The organism is Mesorhizobium sp. M0016, from assembly GCF_040324035.1.
GTDB lineage: Bacteria > Pseudomonadota > Alphaproteobacteria > Rhizobiales > Rhizobiaceae > Mesorhizobium.
The window spans coordinates 85,986-104,075 of sequence record NZ_JAMYVM010000016.1 but is presented as its reverse complement, the minus strand read 5'-3'; the positions used below and the strand labels follow the sequence as shown (position 1 = coordinate 104,075).

The following is an 18,090-nucleotide window of genomic DNA, read 5'->3' as shown; positions in this document are numbered from 1 at the left end:
GGCCCTTAGCCAGCACTTTCCGAACGCTTTGCCCTGGCAAAGCCCCGATCCGTCGCAATGAACCGCTCCAACATCGCAACGATGAGGCGCGGCGCATCGGCGGGCCGGTGCCCCGCTTCGCGGCCGAGGATCTCGGCATAAGCGGTCAGGTCACGGTGCAATGCCGCGGGAAGCTCCACCATGACCTTGACAGGTTTGTCGTCAGCGATTGGCCCCAGTTTCAGCTTGGCCATTTCAGCCTCCATAAGGTTCAAGCACGAGATCGCGCGTGACGATGACGCGCACCGGGTATCCCGGTCGGATGGTGAGTGTCGGCGCTATATTGAGCTGCCGCTGCACGATCTGCTGGCCTGTCTGGCTGATGCTGTCGGAAGCACCCTGACGAAGAGCGCGCATGATGTCGCTCTCCTGGCCCGATGAGCCTGCCTGCGCGCCGATGCTCAGAACCGTGGAGAGCGCTGCAGCCTTGAAGAGCTCGCCCCAGTGATAGTCAACGCCGTCCTCGAGCCCAGCATAGCCTTCCGCGTCCGCGCCAGGCTGACGTTCCAGAATGATGGAGCGGCCGTTCGGAAAAATCAGTCTGGTCCAGACCAGCAACACGCGACGCTGGCCGAAGCCGACACCATTGTCATACTGGCCGATGAGGCGCGTACCCTGCGGAATGAGACGGACTTGTCCGGTGGGGCTGTCATAGACATTCTCCGTCACCTGCGCGGTAATCTGACCCGGCAGGTCGGAGCGAATGCCGGTGATGAGGGCGGCCGCGATGACAGCGCCCGCCTGCAGGACGTTTTTCGACGCCGGCGCCGCGACGCGATCAGGCGAGACGGTTCGCTTGTCCGCCGGCTGATCAAGGAACGCGCGCTGCCGGTCCTGCGCCGAGGGCGTGGCCGGCTGCGGCGCGAACCCAAGGCTGGAGAGATCAGGCCGTGGCACGGTTTCTGTCGTGACTTGAGCGACGGTCGTGTCACTTGCAGGCCGCGTTTGCGTGGACGCGAACAAGCGCGCCGTCCTCGCCGCTTCCAGTTCCTGCTCCCGGCGCTGCTCCTCCTGGTCCAGTCCAACGGGACCTGTTGATAGCGCGGGGCCGCCATTCTGCGCGGCGAGGATCGGGCGGCCGAGATCGCCGGGAAGCGGTGGGCCAAGCTTTGGGACGCCTGCATAGTCCTTTGGCAGGCCGGCGAGCCCATCGGGCGTCGAGCGATTGTCGGTTGAGTACAGCTCCTGACCCTGGCCTTGTTGACGGTTCTGCAGCGCGTAGATCAGCGCACCGCCGACAGCGAGGCTTGCGGTGAGCCCCAACGCGGCCAGCGCCTTGCGGGACAGACGCGTCACCCGCGGTTGCTCGGCGCGCAGCCGCATGGCTGCGGCCGGCTCGCCTGTCAGGGGCCGGGCGTCATCCTCGACCGACGCCTCCGGCCGGGCGTCATCCGCCGGCCCCCGGCCCTCTTCCTTCCCGGGATCCAATCTGTCGCTCATGATGACGACCCTCCCCTGTTTGTTCGGAGGGACGTCGCTTGCGGGGTCTCACCAGGGCCACGCATCCATGAAAATCGACTGCTCTTCACCCCATCGGTGCGGGAGATGCGGATGCGCTGCTGGTTCTTGCCGGCGCCGAAGCGCAACTCGGCGGCGGCAAACAGCCGGTCGACGATCATGTAGTTGCCGCGCACGCGATAGTTGACCAGCTCGGACGTGTCACCTTCCGGCCCGACCACGAACAGTGGCGGCATCTCACCCTGGCCGATGCCGCGCGGGAACTCGATGAACACCTGCTTGCCATCGTCGAAGGCGCGCAACGGCCGCCATGGTGCGCGATCGCCTGTCACCTGGTATCGGAAATTGACGCGAGAAAGATCGATGCCCGTCGAGACCGGCTGCACAGCTTCAGCCTCTTGGTTCTGACGCCGCAAAGCGATGAGTTGGTCCTGCGGATATTGCCAGGAAACCGATGCCATATAGGTCGACGGCGTCGAGCGCAGTTCCATGTGATAGGTCCGCCGATCGGTGTTGATGACGAGATTGGTGAGAAGGTCGGCGCGCGTCGGCTTGACGAGGATGTGGACCTGCTTGGCGCCGCCCGTACCGCTCTCGGTATCGCCGATGATCCAGCGCACGGTGTCGCCGGCGGCGACGGGACCGGAGCCGACGAGCTGCTCGCCGGGCTGCAGCGCGATGTCGGTGATCTGCCCCGGCGAGGCATAAACCTGATAGAGCGCGCCATCGACGAACGGATAGACCTGCATCGAGTTGATGAAGCCGTTGCGGACAGGCTGGACGCGCGCGGCCGCATTGGCCAGGTTCACGCGCGCGGCCGGATCGGTCGGTTCCGGGTCGGGCTTTGCGGCCTTGCCGACCGGCTTCAACTGGCCTGGAAGCGGCAGCGGCTTGGACAGCTCCACCACCTTGACGGGCGGGGGCGGATCGACCGCCTGCACGGCCGGGACCGGATCGTCATAGGAAATCTCCGGCGGCTTCTGCCTGGTGGCACAGCCCGCAAGCGCCGAGGTCAAAAGCAGAAGTGCTGGAAAGGCCATTTTGCGTAAGGCCGGCATTGCGCGAACGAGGAAAGCCGGACACCCCCGGGGGGCGGTGTTGCAGAGTGCGGGCATCATTGTCCAAGCTCCTTCGACCAGTTGATGGCGTTGATGTAGATGCCGAGCGGATTCTTCCTCAGCGTGTCGGCGTCGCGCGGGGGCTGCATGACAATGGTGAGAATGGCCGACCAGCGCTCCGTGGAAGCGAGTGATCCATCCTGATAGCGGCGTTCGATCCAGGCGATGCGGAAGCTCGCCGGCGATGCGCGGATGACCGACGACACGTCGACGGCGACCTGCTGTTTGCCGACCTTGGTGAACGGGTCATTGGCGCGCGCATAGTCGTTGAGGGCCAGCGCCCCGCCCTTCGTCGCGAAGTCATAGGCGCGCAGCCAGTTCTGCCGCACGATGACCGGATCGGCGGGGATCGACCTCACCTGTTCGAGGAAGTGTGCCAGGTAGAAGGCAATCTGCGGATCGCTCGGCTGATAGTCGCCGATCGCGGGTCCCACGGCCTGCGCCTGGCCGAGACGATCGACCTGCACCACCCAAGGCACGATCGAGCCTTTCGCGGATTGCCAGATGAGCGCTGCGGAGAAGCCCGCGGCGAGCGCCAGGCAACCGAAAGCCATATACCGCCAGTTGCGCGCCTGCACGCGAGCGGAACCGATGCGCTCGTCCCAGACCTGCGCAGCACGCTGGTAGGGCGTCTCGGGTTGTGGGGATCTGCCGTAGTGCGTGGACGGTCGTTTGAACATGCTTAGTCTCTTTCAGAGAGGTTGATCGAGGAGCCGCCGCCATGGCTGTCGCCACTGCGAACAGCGTGGGCGGCGGCCTGGACGCCATGGGACTTCTGTTGCGAGCGCTTCATGCGCTTCGCCCAGGCAGGCTGACTTTCAGTGGCGGAGGACGCAACGGGAGCGGAGCTGGCTTCGGGCGCGTTCGCGCCGATTGTGCCAGCCGTGGAGGATCCGCCTGTCGTCTGGAAGGCAGCGCGAGCGCCGGACTGGAAGCTCTGCTTCATGCTGCCTGCCGCATTATTTGCCGCTCGCTTCAGCGGTGAGATGGCGCCCTGCGCGCCGGCGCTGATGACACCGCCGAGCCCGGATGCGACGCCGGAGAAGCCTGACTGTCCCGCCGCGCCGAGGCCGTAGGCTGTGGATGCCCTGCCCGCGGTGGCGGCACCGCCACGGGCCGCCGTTGCAGCACCGCTGCTGACAGCCACGCCTCCGGACACGATGGCGCCGCCGGCCGCTGTGCCCACTGCTGCCATGCCGCCGGCGGCGAGCCCGGTGCCGACCGCCGCACCCGCGCCGAGCTGCGGGCCGCCGGAGACGAGACCGTTGGCGATACCAGGTCCAAATATGCCAAGGCCGAGCAGCGACAGCGCGGCCAGCACGATCGCCATGGCGTCGTCGATCGACGGCGTGGTCCCGCCGAATCCGGAAGTGAACTCGGAGAAAAGGGTTGAGCCGATGCCGATGGTGACGGCGAGCACGAGCACCTTGATGCCGGACGAGATGACGTTGCCAAGCACCCGCTCGGCCATGAACGCGGATTTGCCGAACAGACCGAAGGGTATCAGCACGAAACCGGCGAGCGTCGTCAGCTTGAACTCGATCAGGGTGACGAAGAGCTGGATCGCCAGGATGAAGAAGGCCAGCAGCACCAGCGCCCAGGCGAAGAACATGCAGGCGATCTGGATGAAGTTCTCGAAGAAGGACCAATAGCCCATCATGTTCGAGATCGAGTCCAGCAACGGCCGGCCGGCATCGAGCCCGGTCTGCGCCACCTTGCCCGGGCGCATGAGATCGTTGACGGTAAAACCCGTACCCGAGGCCTTCAGGCCAAGCCCGGCGAAGCTTTCGAAGACGATGCGGGCGAGATTGTTCCAGTTGGAAATGAGGTAGGCGAAGACGCCGACGAAGAGCGTCTTCTTGACGAGGCGCGCCATGATGTCGTCGTCGGCACCCCAGGACCAGAAGAGCGCCGCCAGCGTCACGTCGATGACGATCAGAGTTGTGGCGATGAAGCCCACCTCGCCGCCGAGCAGGCCGAAGCCGCTGTCGATGTAGCGTGTGAAGACTTCGAGGAAATGGTCGATGACGCCCATGCCGCCCATGTCAGCGCGCCTCCGGCCGAGGCGGCTCGACCTGCATCGCGGGAGCGGTCACATCCGTCCCCTCCCCTTCTTGCCGGTCGCCTGACGCGGGCACATTCGGAAACAGCGTTGTCGGCGCTACCGGCGCAGGCGCGGTTGCCGAGTCACGTTGACGGAGAAACCGGCGCCGGCTCTCTGCCCAGGCTTTCAGACAACCGGGATCGCGAGGACCGGCCTCGCCGATCCCGGAACAGCGGCGCAATTCGAACGCGAGCAGGTCTTGTGACGCGGTGGAACGGTCCCGTGTCCCAAGGGCGTCAGGCTCATCGTCCTTGCTGCTCATCTCGATCGCGGTCACTGTCAAAGCGACCGCGATGAAGACGACCGCACTGACACGAGCGAGGATCTTGCCATCCATCGCTCCGGCCTTAGTTCTTGCCATAGAACATCTGCGCACTGCCGGGTTGGTAGCCCGAGCCCTGCGTCAGGAAGCGGCGGCGCTGCTCCCGGCCCTGGTCGGCGGCGGTGGCCTGCTCGGCCGATTGCAACGCTTGCGCCCGACCATTCGCGGCGACGACAGCGGTGAGATCGGCAAGCTGCTGCGCCTGAAGCCCGAGGAGCTGGTTGCCGGCCTGTGTTGCCTGAAGCGCGCCCGTCGCACCCTGGCTTTGGCCGACCAGTGCCGACATCTCACTGCGATTGGTGTCAATGTTGCCGACGACGCCCGCCTGCACACGCATGGCATCCTGAAGGCCACCAACCGTGTTGCCCCAGCGCGAGCGCGCGTCGGCGACGAGTTGCTGATCCGAAGCCGATAGCGAGACGTTGCCGTATTTCTGCTGGAAGGCCTGATCGATCTGCCGCACGTCATAGGCAACGTTCTGCGCCTGACTGAGCAGTTGCTGCGTACGCTGCACGGACTGCTGAAGCTGTTCCAGCGAGGAGAACGGCAGGCTTGCGAGATTGCGCGCCTGGTTGATGAGCATCTGCGCCTGGTTCTGGAGCGAGGTGATCTGGTTGGTGATCTGTTCGAGCGAGCGCGCTGCCGTCAGGACGTTTTGCGAATAGTTCGACGGATCGAAAACGATGATGGCGTGTGCCGGCGTCGCCAGGAAGGGCGAGAATGCGGCGGGTGCGACAAGCAGTGCGGCGGCGAACCGCATGCCAAGGGAACGGCGCAGTTTCATGGGGACTTCTCCTTGTTGGTGAGGGCGGGGCTGGTTAGGGCGGGAACAAGTTCAGCGGCCCAGCCGACGCCACGATGGCTAAGCCAGGCTGCGAGGAATCCGTCGCGGCCGTGCTCGGCGAAGATGCGTGCGATCGCGGCCTGGTCGGTCTTCGAGGACACAGCGCAGAGCGCGAGCGCCACATCCGACAGACCGAGCTCGAACAGCCGGTTGCCGCGTCGGGACTGGCAGTAATAGTCGCGCTTCGGCATCGCCCGCGCGATGATCTCGATCTGCCGATCGTTGAGGCCGAAGCGACGATAGATCGCCGTGATCTGCGGCTCGATGGCGCGCTCGTTCGGCAGCAGAAGACGGGTCTGGCAGCTCTCGATGATCGCGGGCGCGATTGCCGAGCCGTCAATGTCGCTGAGCGACTGCGTGGCGAAGATGACGCTGGAGTTCTTCTTGCGCAGCGTCTTCAGCCATTCGCGGAGCTGGCCGGCAAAGCCCTCATCGTCCAGCACAAGCCAGCCTTCGTCGATGATGAGAAGGGTTGGCGAGCCATCGAGCCGGTCCTCGATTCGATGGAAGAGATAGGACAGCACCGCGGGCGCAGCACCCGTTCCGATCAGCCCTTCGGTCTCGTAAGCCTGGACAGACGCCGATCCGAGATGCTCGCGCTCGGCATCGAGCAACCGGCCGTAAGGACCCCCGACGCAATAGGGGCGCAATGCCTGCTTGAGATCGTTTGATTGCAGCAGCACCACGAGACCGGTGATGGTGCGCTCCCCGACCGGCGCGGACGCCAGCGAGGTCAACGCCGTCCAGATATGCTCCTTGATCTCAGGTGTGATCGTCACACCTTCGCGTGTCAGGATCGCCACGATCCAGTCAGCGGCCCAGGCGCGCTCGGGGACATGATGAACACGCGCGAGCGGTTGAAGGCTGACGCTGTCGATTGCCCCATCGCTGAGATCGCCGCCGAGATCATGCCAGTCGCCGCCCATGGCAAGTGCCGCCGCGCGGATCGAGCCGCCGAAATCAAAGGCGAAAACCTGCGAGCCTGCATAGCGGCGGAACTGCAGTGCCATCAGAGCCAAAAGCACGGACTTGCCAGCGCCGGTCGGGCCGGCGATCAGCGTATGGCCAACGTCGCCGACGTGAAGCGAAAGCCGGAACGGGGTCGAGCCTTCGGTCTTGCCGAAGAGCAGAGGGGGCGCTGCAAAATGCTCGTCCCGCACCTCGCCCGCCCACACCGCGGAAAGCGGAATGATGTGGGCGAGATTGAGGGTGGAGATGGGAGGTTGACGGACGTTGGCGTAAACGTGACCCGGCAGGCTGCCGAGCCAGGCGTCGACGGCGTTGATGGTTTCGATAATCGCCGTGAAATCGCGGCCCTGGCTGACCTTTTCGACCCGGCGCAGTTTTTCGTCGGCGATGCCGGGATCATCGTCCCAAACCGTCACCGTCGCGGTGACATAGGCCATGCCAGCATAGTCGGCGCCGAGTTCCTGCAGCGCCATGTCGGCATCGGCGGCCTTGTTTGCGGCGTCGGTGTCGACGAGGACGGATGCCTCGTTGGTCATCACCTCCTTAAGGATCGCCGCGACCGATTTGCGCTTGGCGAACCATTGACGCCGGATCTTTGTCAGCAGCCTGGTCGCGTCTGTCTTGTCGAGCAAGATCGCGCGTGTCGACCAGCGATAAGGGAAGGCCAGCCGGTTCAACTCGTCGAGCAGACCCGGCGTGGTCGCGGTCGGGAACCCCGTGAGCGTGAGAATGCGCAGGTGCGACGCGCCAAGCCGCGGCTCGAGCCCGCCGGTCAGCGGCTGGTCGGCCAGCATGGCATCGAGATACATCGGTGTTTCGGGAACGCGGACACAGTGGCGATTGGTCGAGACGCAGCCATGCAGATAGGTCAGCGTCTCGGCGTCATCGAGCCAGCGGCACTCCGGCATGAAGGCTTCGACAAGGCGCAGGACGCGGTCGCTGCGATCGGCGAACCCGGTCAGCACCGCGTTGGGGTCGAGGCCCCTCTTCTCGCGGCCTTCGTAGAGCAAGCTTTCCGCTCGCGCAGTATCTTCGGCGGGCGCGAGATAGGTGAGCGTCAGGAAGTAGCTGGACTCGAAATGCGCGCCGGCCTCCTCGAAGCCCGCCTTGCGCTCCGCGTCGACCAGCGTCGAGGCCGCATCCGGAAAGCTGCTGTCGGGATAACGGGTCGAGGCATGGCGCTGCGCCTCGACGAAGATCGCCCAACCGGAGCCGAGACGGCGGAAGGCATTGTTGAGGCGGCCGGCGACGGCAACCAGTTCGGCCGGAACGGCGCTGTCGAGATCGGGACCGCGAAAGCGCGCGGTGCGCTGGAAGCTGCCGTCCTTGTTGAGGACGACGCCGGCGCCGACCAATGCCACCCAGGGCAGGAAGTCGGCGAGCCGGCTGCTACGGTTACGATATTCGGCAAGGTTCATCATCGGCGCGACCTCCCTCAGACCGTGAGATGCGCGGGGATGCGCAGATGCCGGCGAACGACGTCGACGAAGAGCGGATCGCGTTTGGCGGCCCAGACGGCGGCAACATGGCCGATCGCCCAGATGGCGATGCCGACGAGCCACAGACGCAGCCCCAGCCCCACCGCGCCGGCGAGCGTCCCGTTCATGATGGCAATGGCGCGCGGGGCGCCACCGAGCAGGATCGGCTCGGTCAGCGCCCGGTGCACGAGGACCGCATAACCCGGCACTGCGTAGTCCGGCATTGACCCGCTCTGTTCGACCGAACCCGCCATCAGACCAGCGCTCCGCCGCCGAACGAGAAGAACGACAGGAAGAAGCTCGACGCCGCGAAAGCGATCGACAGGCCGAACACGATCTGGATGAGCCGGCGGAAGCCGCCCGACGTGTCGCCGAAGGCGAGTGTCAGGCCGGTCACGATGATAATGATCACCGCCATGATCTTGGCGACCGGCCCTTCGATCGACTGGAGGATCTGTTGCAGCGGCTGTTCCCACGGCATCGACGAGCCGGAGGCATAAGCGGGCGCGGCCATCACCAGGACGAGCGTGGCACCGGAAACGGTCATGGCGAGACGATGGCGCGCGAGGCGCAGGCGTTGGATCACGGATTTTCTCCTTCAGGGCTTTGGATGAGGAAGGTTGGGCTGTCGTCGCCCTCGATGACGGCTGGCGCGACCTGGTAATCACCGTCCGGGCGGAGGCCATCGACACGGGCGAGTTCGGACAGCCGGCGCGCGGAGCCGCGGCCGGAAAGGACGGCAACCAGGTCGATCGTTTCGGCGATCAGCGCGCGTGGAACCGTGATGACGGCTTCCTGGATGAGCTGTTCCATGCGGCGGAGCGCGCCAATGGCGCTGCCGGCGTGGATCGTGCCAAGGCCGCCGGGGTGGCCGGTGCCCCAGGCCTTGAGCAGCTCGAGCGCCTCGGCCCCGCGCACCTCGCCGACCGGAATGCGGTCGGGGCGCAGGCGCAGCGATGAGCGAACAAGATCGGAGAGCGACGCGACCCCGTCTTTCGTGCGCATCGACACGAGATTGGGCGCGGCGCATTGCAGCTCGCGCGTATCCTCGATAATGACGACGCGATCGGCAGTCTTGGCCACTTCAGCGAGCAGCGCGTTGATCAGCGTGGTCTTGCCCGTGGATGTGCCGCCAGCGACGAGAATGTTCGCTCGATCGGCAACGCCCAGCCGAAGTGCGTCCGCCTGGCACGCCGACATGATCCCGGCCGCGACATAGTCTTCAAGGGTGAAGATGGCGACGGCGGGCTTGCGGATCGCGAAGGCGGGCGCCGTGACGACGGGAGGAAGAAGCCCCTCGAACCGCTCCCCCGTCTCGGGCAGCTCGGCCGAGACGCGTGGGGCGCCGGCGTGGACCTCGGCACCGACATGATGAGCGACGAGGCGAACAATGCGTTCGCCGTCCGCTGCCGACAAACGCTCTCCTGTGTCGGATAGGCCCTCCGACAGGCGATCGATCCACAGACGCCCATCGGGATTGAGCATCACTTCGACGATGCCGGCGTCGTCGAGATAGCGCGCGATCGCGGGTCCGAGCGCTGTGCGCAGCATGCGTGCGCCGCGCGCCAAACCTTCTGAATTGTGATGCGAAGCTGCCATCCTGTCCCCGTTTGGATCCGGGGGAACATGGACGGCCCCTGGACGGGGATGATTAAGAGAGCCGCATCTCGAGTGGTTTCAACACCTATATCGAGGCGTAGTGGCGTAGAGTGCAAATACAGGAGATTGGCGGTGCCGACCTGTAATCAAGGCGGCGATCTTCAGGCAAGGGCGGCGCTCGTCGTCAATTGTGCGCTCGTCGGCGAAGGCGTCTGGTCAAGCGGCCTCAGCACGAGTTGACTGTCGAGGCTTATGGCGCACCACAACATCCACCTTGTAATCGAGCCGATCGAGGCAACGCACGAGGCGATCTATCGAGAACTTGCCCGTTCGCCCGGTGACGATCGCGGAGACGTCCGGCTGTTTCATCCCGAGCAGCTCGGCCGACTTCGCCTGGGTCAGGCGCCGGCGCTTGATAATGGCGCGGATCTCGCGGGCCAACTTGGCCTTGAGCAATTCCTCTTCGGGATTGTCAAAGCCGAGGTCCGCAAACACGTTGCCGCTGCTCACTTCGGCGGTGATGTCTTCTGTCATGACTTTGTTCCTTTCCCATAGTTTTCGCGGTAGTGCGCCTCGGCCGCCTTCAATCGCGCCATAACGAGATCGATTTCGTGCTTGGGTGTCTCCCTGCCCTTCTTCGACTTCTTCTGGAAGCAATGAAGCACGTAGATCACTCCGGCAAAGCGCACCGCATAGACGGCCCGGTAGGTATCCCCGTCGAAGTCGTCGACCACCTCGAGGATGCTGCGGCTGCCAAAGCCTTTCAGGGCGTTGGCAGCCGGGTGCTCCTCACCATTCTGGGCGTCGTTGATTGCGACACCCATCAACCGGCGAACATCGACCGGAAACTCGCGCAGGTCGCCCTTCGACGAACCCATCCATACTGCGGGCTTCTGATTTTTCATTCTTCCTTGCCTTATAGCATACAGACTATAATTTTCAACAAAAAATCCTGACACCGCCTAGCCACTGAAAATAACTGACTCGGCTCAGACGGCTGTTTTTTCCAAGTGACCATAGAAGCTCATGAAGGCGCGGTTCCTCATGCAATCAGGGATCTTGAATTGCGGATTTCGCGCCCGACATGGTTGCCGTATACGCGACCTCACCCTGCTTTTGTCTAGTTATCGCTTCTGCCAAACTCGACAGGTTGGCAAAGCGTGTTTTATGACAACATATCACTCCAACGCTTTGATATGGCTCGACATATCGATGCTTGCAAATCTCAGTCCGCCCGTCCATTTAGCCCACGGGCCTGCCGGGTTGGAGTGTGTCCAGGCCGCCATCGATGTCCTCGGAGATTTCCTGTCGAAGCTTAGGACCTTTCGCCAGGCGCCGGCCGAGCGCGGTGACGAAGGCATCATAGCGCTCGCCGGCCTTGGCGTGGGCAGCCTGCGCCGCGGGCTCGGGCAACGCTGGTGTTGTCGCCAGCCAGAAGCGGACGAAAACAGCGAGCGTCTCCACCGCGATTCCAACATCGCGCTCCTGGCGCGAGATACGCCGATCGATCTGGTCGAGCCGCTTGGTGATCGCCGCCTCCTGTCGCTCGGCGGCATCGGGTGAGAGGAACGACTCGATGGCCGCCTCGGCGACGAGCGACCGTGAAAGATCACGGCGCGCCGCATGTTCGGCGAGCCTGCCCATCACCCTCGGATCGAGATAGACGGACAGGCGTTGTTTGCGGGGTGGCTTTGCCATGGGAGCCTCACATATCCACGCCGTCGCCGGGGTCGAGCGACACCTGTCGCGCAATGCCCTGCATGAGGCGCGTCAATCGACGATTGCGGGCAACATTGTCTTCGTCGGCGTCGTCGAGGTGATCGATCTCGAATTCGTTCTCGGTCGAAGGCTTCACGACCTGCTCGACGCGACTGAGCTCAGGTTGCCGACGACGCTCGGAATCAGTTGTATCGTCATCTGTGGCCGACGGCACCGACGTGGCTTCGGCAATCCAGGGACGGAGAGGCAGAGGCAGTTTCGTCCAGTCGTCGGGTTTCCTCTCCGCTGCCGCCGTCAGCACCGGCGGCGGCAGGATACGCTCCCTGAAGCGGGCATCGTCATGATAGCGCGCCTTTTTGGCGCGGATCGGCGGCGCACCCGAGACCATGACAATTTCGTCGGTGGCCGGCAGTTGCATCACTTCACCAGGCGTGAGCAGCGGGCGAGCCGTCTCCGAACGGGAGACCATGAGATGACCGAGCCACGGCGACAGCCGATGGCCGGCATAGTTCCTCATGGCCTTCATCTCGGTCGCTGTTCCCAGCGCGTCGGATACGCGCTTGGCGGTGCGCTCATCATTGGTCGCAAAGCTTACCCGGACATGGCAGTTGTCGAGGATTGAGTTGTTTGCGCCGTACGCCCTCTCGATCTGATTGAGGGATTGAGCGATCAGGAAGCTTTTCAGGCCGTAGCCGGCCATGAAGGCGAGCGCCGACTCGAAGAAATCGAGACGGCCAAGTGCTGGGAACTCGTCAAGCATCAGGAGCAGCCGGTGCCCTTTCGCCCTCACCTGCAGATCTTCCGTCAGGCGTCGACCGATCTGATTGAGGATAAGGCGAATGAGCGGCTTGGTCCGGTTGATGTCGGACGGCGGCACGACGAGATAGAGCGTCGTCGGATGCTTGTCGTCGACGAGGTCGCTGATGCGCCAGTCGCAACGGCGCGTTACCTCGGCCACGACGGGATCGCGATAGAGGCCGAGGAACGACATGGCGGTGGACAGCACGCCGGAGCGCTCATTGTCCGATTTGTTCAAGAGCTCCCGCGCGGCGCTGGCGATAACCGGGTGCGGACCGGCTTCACCCAGATGCGCCGTTTTCATCATCGCCGACAGCGTCGATTCGATCGGACGCTTTGGATCGGAGAGGAAACCGGCGACGCCGGCAAGCGTCTTGTCCGGCTCGGCGTAGAGGACATGCAAGATCGCGCCGACCAGCAGGGCATGGCTGGTTTTCTCCCAATGGTTTCGCCGCTCGAGCGAGCCTTCGGGATCGACCAGGATGTCAGCGATGTTTTGAACGTCGCGGACTTCCCATTCGCCGCGGCGCACCTCGAGCAGCGGGTTGTAGGATGAGGATTTCGGATTGGTCGGATCAAACAGCAGGACCCGGCCATGCCTGGCGCGAAAACCCGCGGTGAGTTGCCAGTTTTCGCCCTTGATGTCGTGAACGACGGCGGAGCTCGGCCAGGTCAGCAGCGACGGGACGACGAGGCCGACACCCTTGCCCGAACGTGTGGGCGCGAAGCACAGCACATGCTCCGGCCCATCGTGGCGCAGATAGGCGCTGTCATATCGCCCAAGCACCACACCATCGGGGCCGAGAAGGCCCGTTGCCTTGACCTCCTGCTTGTCGGCCCAGCGGGCGGAGCCGTAGGTCTCGACCTTCTTGGCCTCTCGAGCCCGCCAGACCGACATGCCGATGGCGACGGCGACGCAGGCGAAACCGCCGAAAGCCGCGATAAAGGCTCCCTCTACGAAGATCGACGGCGCGTAGGCATCGAAGCCATACCACCACCAGAAGAATGACGGCGGAAGGTAAAACGGAAAGCCCAGGACACGGAACCATGGCCTGCCGAGCTCGGGCTGGAATGCCAGGCGCCAGGCTACCCATTGCGTCGCGCTCCAGGTGGTGATCAGAACGATCATCAAGACCGCGAGGATCTGGCCCCAGAGTATCTTGGTGGCGAACATAGAAGCGGTCCTTTCTTCACAATGAGGTTAGAGACCGAGGCTCCGCTTGCGGGCGAAGCTCCAGTCGATGCCGCCGTCATCGCGAGCGACGCCCGAGACGTGGCGGCCAAGATGCTTTTCGAGAGACGGCGTCCAGGGCACCAGTTGGAAACCGAGGCCGTCATCGATCATGGCGAAGCGGCCGGAGGCGAGCGTGAAACGTTGCCGGTAGGAACCGGCCACAAACTCACCACTGCGAACGCGGTTGAACGGCTGGCCGGTTTCGGCCGAGAGCTTTTCGCCGAGCGCCTCCAACTCGCGGCGACGCAGCGTGTCTATTAGGTTGCGGGTGAAGGTTGTGCGTTGGCCATGCCGCTCGCCGAGGCCCTGTTGGACGAGGTGGTCGGCACGGAGCTGCATCGCCTGCCGTACCTCGGCGCCGAAGCCGCCTTCGGACAGTGCAGTCGGTTCGCGGGCGATGTTCTGGCGATCGAGCCAGGTGGCGCCGGCGGCGGTAACCTGCCGCTCAATATCGAGATCGGAACGGACAGCGAGCGCTGCGCGCCCATGTCCTTGTGAGTCATGGAACTTGCGCAGCTCGACGATCGAACCCGGAGCGCTGTCGCCGGCGGCATCGAGATCGGACAGCTTGATGTGATGTGTGCGGCCGTCGGTGCCATCGACCACGGCGTAGGCGCTGCCCTTCAGCTCATCATCAAGGCCGCGGTCGACCAGCCGACCGACGATAGGCGTGTCGAGGCGCTCCGCCGCCAGCACATAGTTCGCCGCGCCGCGCTCGATGCCCTGTTCTGTCAAGGCGCGGTGCATCCGCTTGATGATATCGCCGCGTTCGCCAAGCTCGCGCAGAGTCGCCTCGGCCTTTTCGTCGATCATCCATTGGCCTGGGCCGACCTGTTCGGCAAGGCCAAGGGTTTCGAGCCTGCGCACCCGTCCGACCTTCAACACGTGATACTCGTCGGGCTGGGCGCTCGCGGCGGAGGCAAGGTCGATGACGCCGGTGTCGCGGCCATCGCGAACAAGCTGCCGGTCAAGCTGGGTCCAGCGTTCGGCTTCGACCTGGCGCTGCAGATTGCGGCGGATGTCGAGATCGGTGCGCGGGCCGAGCTCCTGGGTAACGAGGTCGGCGGCGCGGGCGCGCATCCCCTCCTTGATGTAATCGCGGGAGATCACAAGATCCTGCCCGTCATCAGTCTGGCCGCGCAGGATGATGTGAAGGTGCGGGTTGTCGGTGTTCCAGTGATCGACGCCAGCCCAATCCAGTTTTGTGCCGAGGTCCTTCTCCATCTGGCTCATTAGATCGCGGGCGAAGGTGTTGAGATCCGCCATGTCGACAGCATCTTCGGGCGAGACGATGAAGCGGAAGTGGTGCCGATCATCGCCACACCGCGCGGCGAAAGCACCGCCATCCACCTCCCCGCCTTCCGGCCCGAACAGCCTTGCCTTCTCCCCGTCACGGGTGACGCCCTCGCGGCGCAGATAGGTGAGATGGGCGGCAAGCGGCGCGGCGCGCGCGTGGTGGCGCACCAGCCGTGTCTTGATGATCACGATGCGCGAGCGGCCGGTGAGGAGACGATTGGCGCGCACGCTTGCCGAGCGGCCACGCCCGAAGGTCGAGCGATTGCCCGGGCCGATCCGGCCGGAGCGGCAAATACGAGCGCCAGCCCTCTGGGCGGCGGCAAGCGCCTGCGCGATGAAGGGCCTGGCGCGCTGGACACTGGGCGAGCGGATGCGGCCGGGCCGGATTCGGAAACCATCTTCACCGTTCATGGCGAAGATCCGCACATCGTATCAAGGCACGCAAATCACAACGAAAACCGTGTTTTGGCGCGGTGCGCCAAATCCTCGCACCTCGCGGAAATGCTGCATAACCTCTTGAAACAAAACAACCGACCGACGCCGCACCTCGCGGCCTTTTATCTCGCCATCTTACGGTTGTTCTGCCCACCTTCCGCCTGCATCCACGCCACGGTGCGCTGGAGCTTGCGGTTGCGCGAAAACGTCGATGCGCGCTCATGGCTGGATCCTTTCGCCGGCTTGCGCCACGAAGAGGCCTTCGGACAGCGGCACGATGGCGGAGACATCGCGCACGGTCGGCGCAGAGCTCGCGTCATTTGGTGGTCGCTCGGTCGGCACGAGAGCGACAGCCTGGATGCGCTCCGGCTGACCTACGAAGAGCGAGCCGTGCCTCCAGGGAATGGCCTCGACTGACGTGACTGCGAAAGGGCGCATACCCTCGCTTTCACCGATCAGGGGGCCAAGTGCTGCGACATAGGCGCGGGTCTCGGCCGGTAACGGACGCCCAGTGAGGTAGGCTTGGTAGCGTGCAGGTCCCGCGTTGTAGGCGGCCAGAAACCCGGGCGAGCCGAAGCGATCATGCAGTTCGCGCAGATACGCCGTTCCTGCCAGTATGTTGTCCCGGGGATCGAACGGATCGCGGCCAAGCGACCAGCGGGCGCGCAGATCTTCCCATGTGCCGGGCATGATCTGCATCAAGCCGCGGGCAGCCGCGCTGGAGACGGCGCGCACGTCGCCCGCACTCTCTTTGCGCATGATGGCGCGGATCAACGCGGTCGGAACGCCGAAGCGCTGCGAGGCTTCGCTGATGTGCGCGCCAAATGGATCGCGCTGCGACGATCTTGTGAGAGATGTTTCCTGCGCCAAGGTCGCCGCCGGCATGACGGTCGCGACGGACAGGCCGCAAAGGAGGAGCAGAGCCATGCGCCGGGCAGCACGAAACGGCCCGGGCGCATTGCGATGGCTCGTCGACGGACGGCGAGCGCGCATCGTTCAATCCTTCTCGCTGCGGTCGCGCGGGCGCGCCCAGTGCAGCGACCAGGAGGTTTTGTCGTCGCCATTGCGAAAGAGGTTCGCGCGTATCGGCTGCGTGAAGGTCGGGTCGTCGAGCTGGATCGAGACATAGTCTCCGGCCTTTTCGCTGGAGCGTTTCCAGCCGGCGCCGATCTCGGGGCCGTCCTCGCTTCCGGCGTGAACGCGGTAGTCAGGCGCATCCTCCGTTTCGCTCGCCTCTGCCGCCACAATGGCGACATCCAGGTTGAGGCTGAGCGTGTGGATGCGCCCGCTATAGCCAGTCTTCTGGCGCGTGAATTCTCCGATCTGCTGCATGTCAGGCTCCTGTTTTCAGTTGTGCGGTGATGAAGGCTTGCGGCACGGCGCGCGCCGCCGGTCGCGCGCTCACCGCGTTGGTGCGCGCCATTCGAAGTGGCCGTTGCCGTCCTCGTCAGTCCACAGCGGGACGGCGCGGCCGATGATCTGGCTGGTGGAGAGGAGGCCGAAGTAGCGTCCGTCGAGGCTGTCGCGGACCTGCCAGTTCATCAGGAAGACTTCCCCGCTCGAGACGCGTCGGCAGCCCTGCCAGACCGGCAGGTCATGGCCGGCCCGATCACGCTCGAGCGCCGCGCCCGCCTCGATACCGTCGACCGTGATCGTGAGGTTCGAGCGACAGACACGTTGCCCGGAAACGCCAAGGATGCGCTTCAAGAGTGGCACGCCCCTCGGCAGATAGCCGCGATCAGCGAGGAACGCCGCGATTGGCTCGGGCGCATCGACAGCCACAAGATCGGTGACCTCGAAGGGTCCGTCGAAGTCGATCGTGTAGAAGCCGATCGGTGCGCTAGCTGACGCATTCCAGATGAGCGTCGTGGGCATCGAAGTGAGGCCGGGATAGCCGACGCCCATGGTTGCGAGAACGCTAGCGATGATGATCCCGGCGCGGCTCACGGCTCGGTCCTCTTGCGCAGCAGGAAGGCGCGATGTTGGTCGAGTGTGTAGCTGCGCGGCGCGTGGCCGGCGGTTATCCGGTTGTGGATGTGCCGCCAATGATCGGGCGATACCAGTTCAGGCTCGATGCCGAGGCGCTGGATGGCGTCGATCGCCTGCAGCACGCGTTCGACCTTGGGCCAGCTCTCGACCTTCAAAAGTATGTCGCCGCCCGGACGCACGAAGGGCAGTGTCTGATAGGCTTCGCCACGTGATACCGCACGCACGATGTCGATGCGTGAGATGATTGTTCCAAAATCGTTCCCGGCCCAGCGCACGTAGGCGAAGACCGCGCCGGGACGATAGGACAGGATGCGCCGGCGACGATCAACAATCTGTTCCTGGGCGTGCGTGCCGAACCGTATCCAGTTCTCGATTCTCTTCTCGACCCAGGTCAGTTCGACATGGACGAGATTGTCGGTAGCTTGGTGCGTAGCCGGGAACGCGCCGTGCATGCGGGGAGCCGCGATGCCAGTCATTTCGGTTCTCCTGATGTGGTGGGAAATTCGCGCGCGAGCCCGCGCGCAGCATGTCGGCGACGGTGACGTTGTGCTGGAAAGCGGCGATGCGGTCGCGCACCTGCGGCGTCATGTCGGTGGTCGGGCGCACGACGAAGGTCGCGAACTGATTTCCCTTGCAGATCAATTCACCGGCGAGAAGCAGCGTCAAAGTTGCCTTGCCGACACGGCTC

Annotated in this window: 20 protein-coding genes; all 20 read right to left on the bottom strand. The window is 64.4% G+C overall.

From position 1 onward, the window contains the following. Nucleotides 1-5 precede the first annotated feature (5 nt). The 20 genes from NKJ88_RS21985 to NKJ88_RS21890 all read right to left on the bottom strand — a co-directional run bounded on the left by NKJ88_RS21985 (nt 6) and on the right by NKJ88_RS21890 (nt 17,878). Nucleotides 6-233: a DUF2274 domain-containing protein gene (locus tag NKJ88_RS21985; protein ID WP_023716200.1), complete on the bottom strand. Its 228-nt coding sequence runs from the start codon at nt 231-233 to the stop codon at nt 6-8. A 1-nt stretch (nt 234) separates the two neighbouring features. Beyond that, a complete protein-coding gene (locus tag NKJ88_RS21980; protein ID WP_023694970.1) occupies nt 235-1,479 on the bottom strand; it encodes a TraB/TrbI/VirB10 family type IV secretion system protein in 1,245 nt (414 codons plus the stop codon). Further along, on the bottom strand, nt 1,476-2,615 hold the full coding sequence (gene trbG, locus NKJ88_RS21975; RefSeq protein WP_245260163.1) for a P-type conjugative transfer protein TrbG: 1,140 nt from the start codon (nt 2,613-2,615) through the stop codon (nt 1,476-1,478). The genes NKJ88_RS21980 and trbG overlap by 4 nt, the downstream gene beginning before the upstream one ends. Continuing rightward, nucleotides 2,612-3,295 carry a conjugal transfer protein TrbF gene (gene trbF, locus NKJ88_RS21970; protein ID WP_031200004.1) on the bottom strand — a complete coding sequence of 228 codons (684 nt, stop codon included), beginning with the start codon at nt 3,293-3,295 and terminating at the stop codon, nt 2,612-2,614. Before trbF ends, trbG begins: the two co-directional genes overlap by 4 nt. A 2-nt stretch (nt 3,296-3,297) precedes the next feature. After that, nucleotides 3,298-4,659: a P-type conjugative transfer protein TrbL gene (gene trbL / locus NKJ88_RS21965; RefSeq protein ID WP_352445463.1), complete on the bottom strand. Its 1,362-nt coding sequence runs from the start codon at nt 4,657-4,659 to the stop codon at nt 3,298-3,300. 1 nt (nt 4,660) lies between these two features. Continuing rightward, on the bottom strand, nt 4,661-5,056 hold the full coding sequence (gene trbK-alt / locus NKJ88_RS21960) for a putative entry exclusion protein TrbK-alt (RefSeq protein ID WP_023825258.1): 396 nt from the start codon (nt 5,054-5,056) through the stop codon (nt 4,661-4,663). Between the two features lie 10 nt (nt 5,057-5,066). Next, nucleotides 5,067-5,825 carry a P-type conjugative transfer protein TrbJ gene (gene trbJ / locus NKJ88_RS21955; RefSeq protein ID WP_023825257.1) on the bottom strand — a complete coding sequence of 253 codons (759 nt, stop codon included), beginning with the start codon at nt 5,823-5,825 and terminating at the stop codon, nt 5,067-5,069. Further along, on the bottom strand, nt 5,822-8,275 hold the full coding sequence (trbE, locus tag NKJ88_RS21950) for a conjugal transfer protein TrbE (protein ID WP_352445461.1): 2,454 nt from the start codon (nt 8,273-8,275) through the stop codon (nt 5,822-5,824). Before trbE ends, trbJ begins: the two co-directional genes overlap by 4 nt. Before the next feature lie 14 nt (nt 8,276-8,289). Further along, nucleotides 8,290-8,586, bottom strand: coding sequence for a VirB3 family type IV secretion system protein (locus tag NKJ88_RS21945; RefSeq protein WP_352445459.1), 297 nt, complete (start codon nt 8,584-8,586; stop codon nt 8,290-8,292). Next, complete coding sequence (locus NKJ88_RS21940; RefSeq protein ID WP_352445486.1) at nt 8,586-8,879, bottom strand: TrbC/VirB2 family type IV secretion system protein; 294 nt, start codon at nt 8,877-8,879, stop codon at nt 8,586-8,588. The genes NKJ88_RS21945 and NKJ88_RS21940 overlap by 1 nt, the downstream gene beginning before the upstream one ends. A 35-nt stretch (nt 8,880-8,914) precedes the next feature. Next, a complete protein-coding gene (gene trbB / locus NKJ88_RS21935; protein WP_352445457.1) occupies nt 8,915-9,931 on the bottom strand; it encodes a P-type conjugative transfer ATPase TrbB in 1,017 nt (338 codons plus the stop codon). A 216-nt stretch (nt 9,932-10,147) separates the two neighbouring features. Then, nucleotides 10,148-10,465 carry a helix-turn-helix domain-containing protein gene (locus tag NKJ88_RS21930; protein WP_352445456.1) on the bottom strand — a complete coding sequence of 106 codons (318 nt, stop codon included), beginning with the start codon at nt 10,463-10,465 and terminating at the stop codon, nt 10,148-10,150. Continuing rightward, a complete protein-coding gene (locus NKJ88_RS21925) occupies nt 10,462-10,809 on the bottom strand; it encodes a type II toxin-antitoxin system RelE/ParE family toxin (protein ID WP_502904765.1) in 348 nt (115 codons plus the stop codon). The genes NKJ88_RS21930 and NKJ88_RS21925 overlap by 4 nt, the downstream gene beginning before the upstream one ends. Nucleotides 10,810-11,173: 364 nt before the next feature. Next, nucleotides 11,174-11,629 (bottom strand): CopG family transcriptional regulator, encoded by a 456-nt coding sequence (locus NKJ88_RS21920; RefSeq protein WP_352445452.1) that lies wholly within the window; start codon nt 11,627-11,629, stop codon nt 11,174-11,176. A gap of 7 nt (nt 11,630-11,636) precedes the next feature. After that, complete coding sequence (locus NKJ88_RS21915; protein WP_352445450.1) at nt 11,637-13,622, bottom strand: conjugal transfer protein TraG; 1,986 nt, start codon at nt 13,620-13,622, stop codon at nt 11,637-11,639. A 27-nt stretch (nt 13,623-13,649) separates the two neighbouring features. Further along, entirely contained in the window at nt 13,650-15,389 is a 1,740-nt protein-coding gene (locus tag NKJ88_RS21910; RefSeq protein WP_352445448.1) for a relaxase/mobilization nuclease domain-containing protein, read from the bottom strand. A 243-nt stretch (nt 15,390-15,632) separates the two neighbouring features. Further along, entirely contained in the window at nt 15,633-16,406 is a 774-nt protein-coding gene (locus NKJ88_RS21905) for a lytic transglycosylase domain-containing protein (RefSeq protein WP_352445446.1), read from the bottom strand. A 3-nt stretch (nt 16,407-16,409) separates the two neighbouring features. Continuing rightward, entirely contained in the window at nt 16,410-16,745 is a 336-nt protein-coding gene (locus NKJ88_RS21900) for a DUF736 domain-containing protein (protein WP_352445445.1), read from the bottom strand. A 69-nt stretch (nt 16,746-16,814) separates the two neighbouring features. Next, complete coding sequence (locus NKJ88_RS21895) at nt 16,815-17,360, bottom strand: S26 family signal peptidase (RefSeq protein ID WP_352445443.1); 546 nt, start codon at nt 17,358-17,360, stop codon at nt 16,815-16,817. Beyond that, nucleotides 17,357-17,878, bottom strand: coding sequence for a DUF2840 domain-containing protein (locus tag NKJ88_RS21890; RefSeq protein ID WP_352445441.1), 522 nt, complete (start codon nt 17,876-17,878; stop codon nt 17,357-17,359). The genes NKJ88_RS21895 and NKJ88_RS21890 overlap by 4 nt, the downstream gene beginning before the upstream one ends. Between the last annotated feature and the right edge of the window lie 212 nt (nt 17,879-18,090).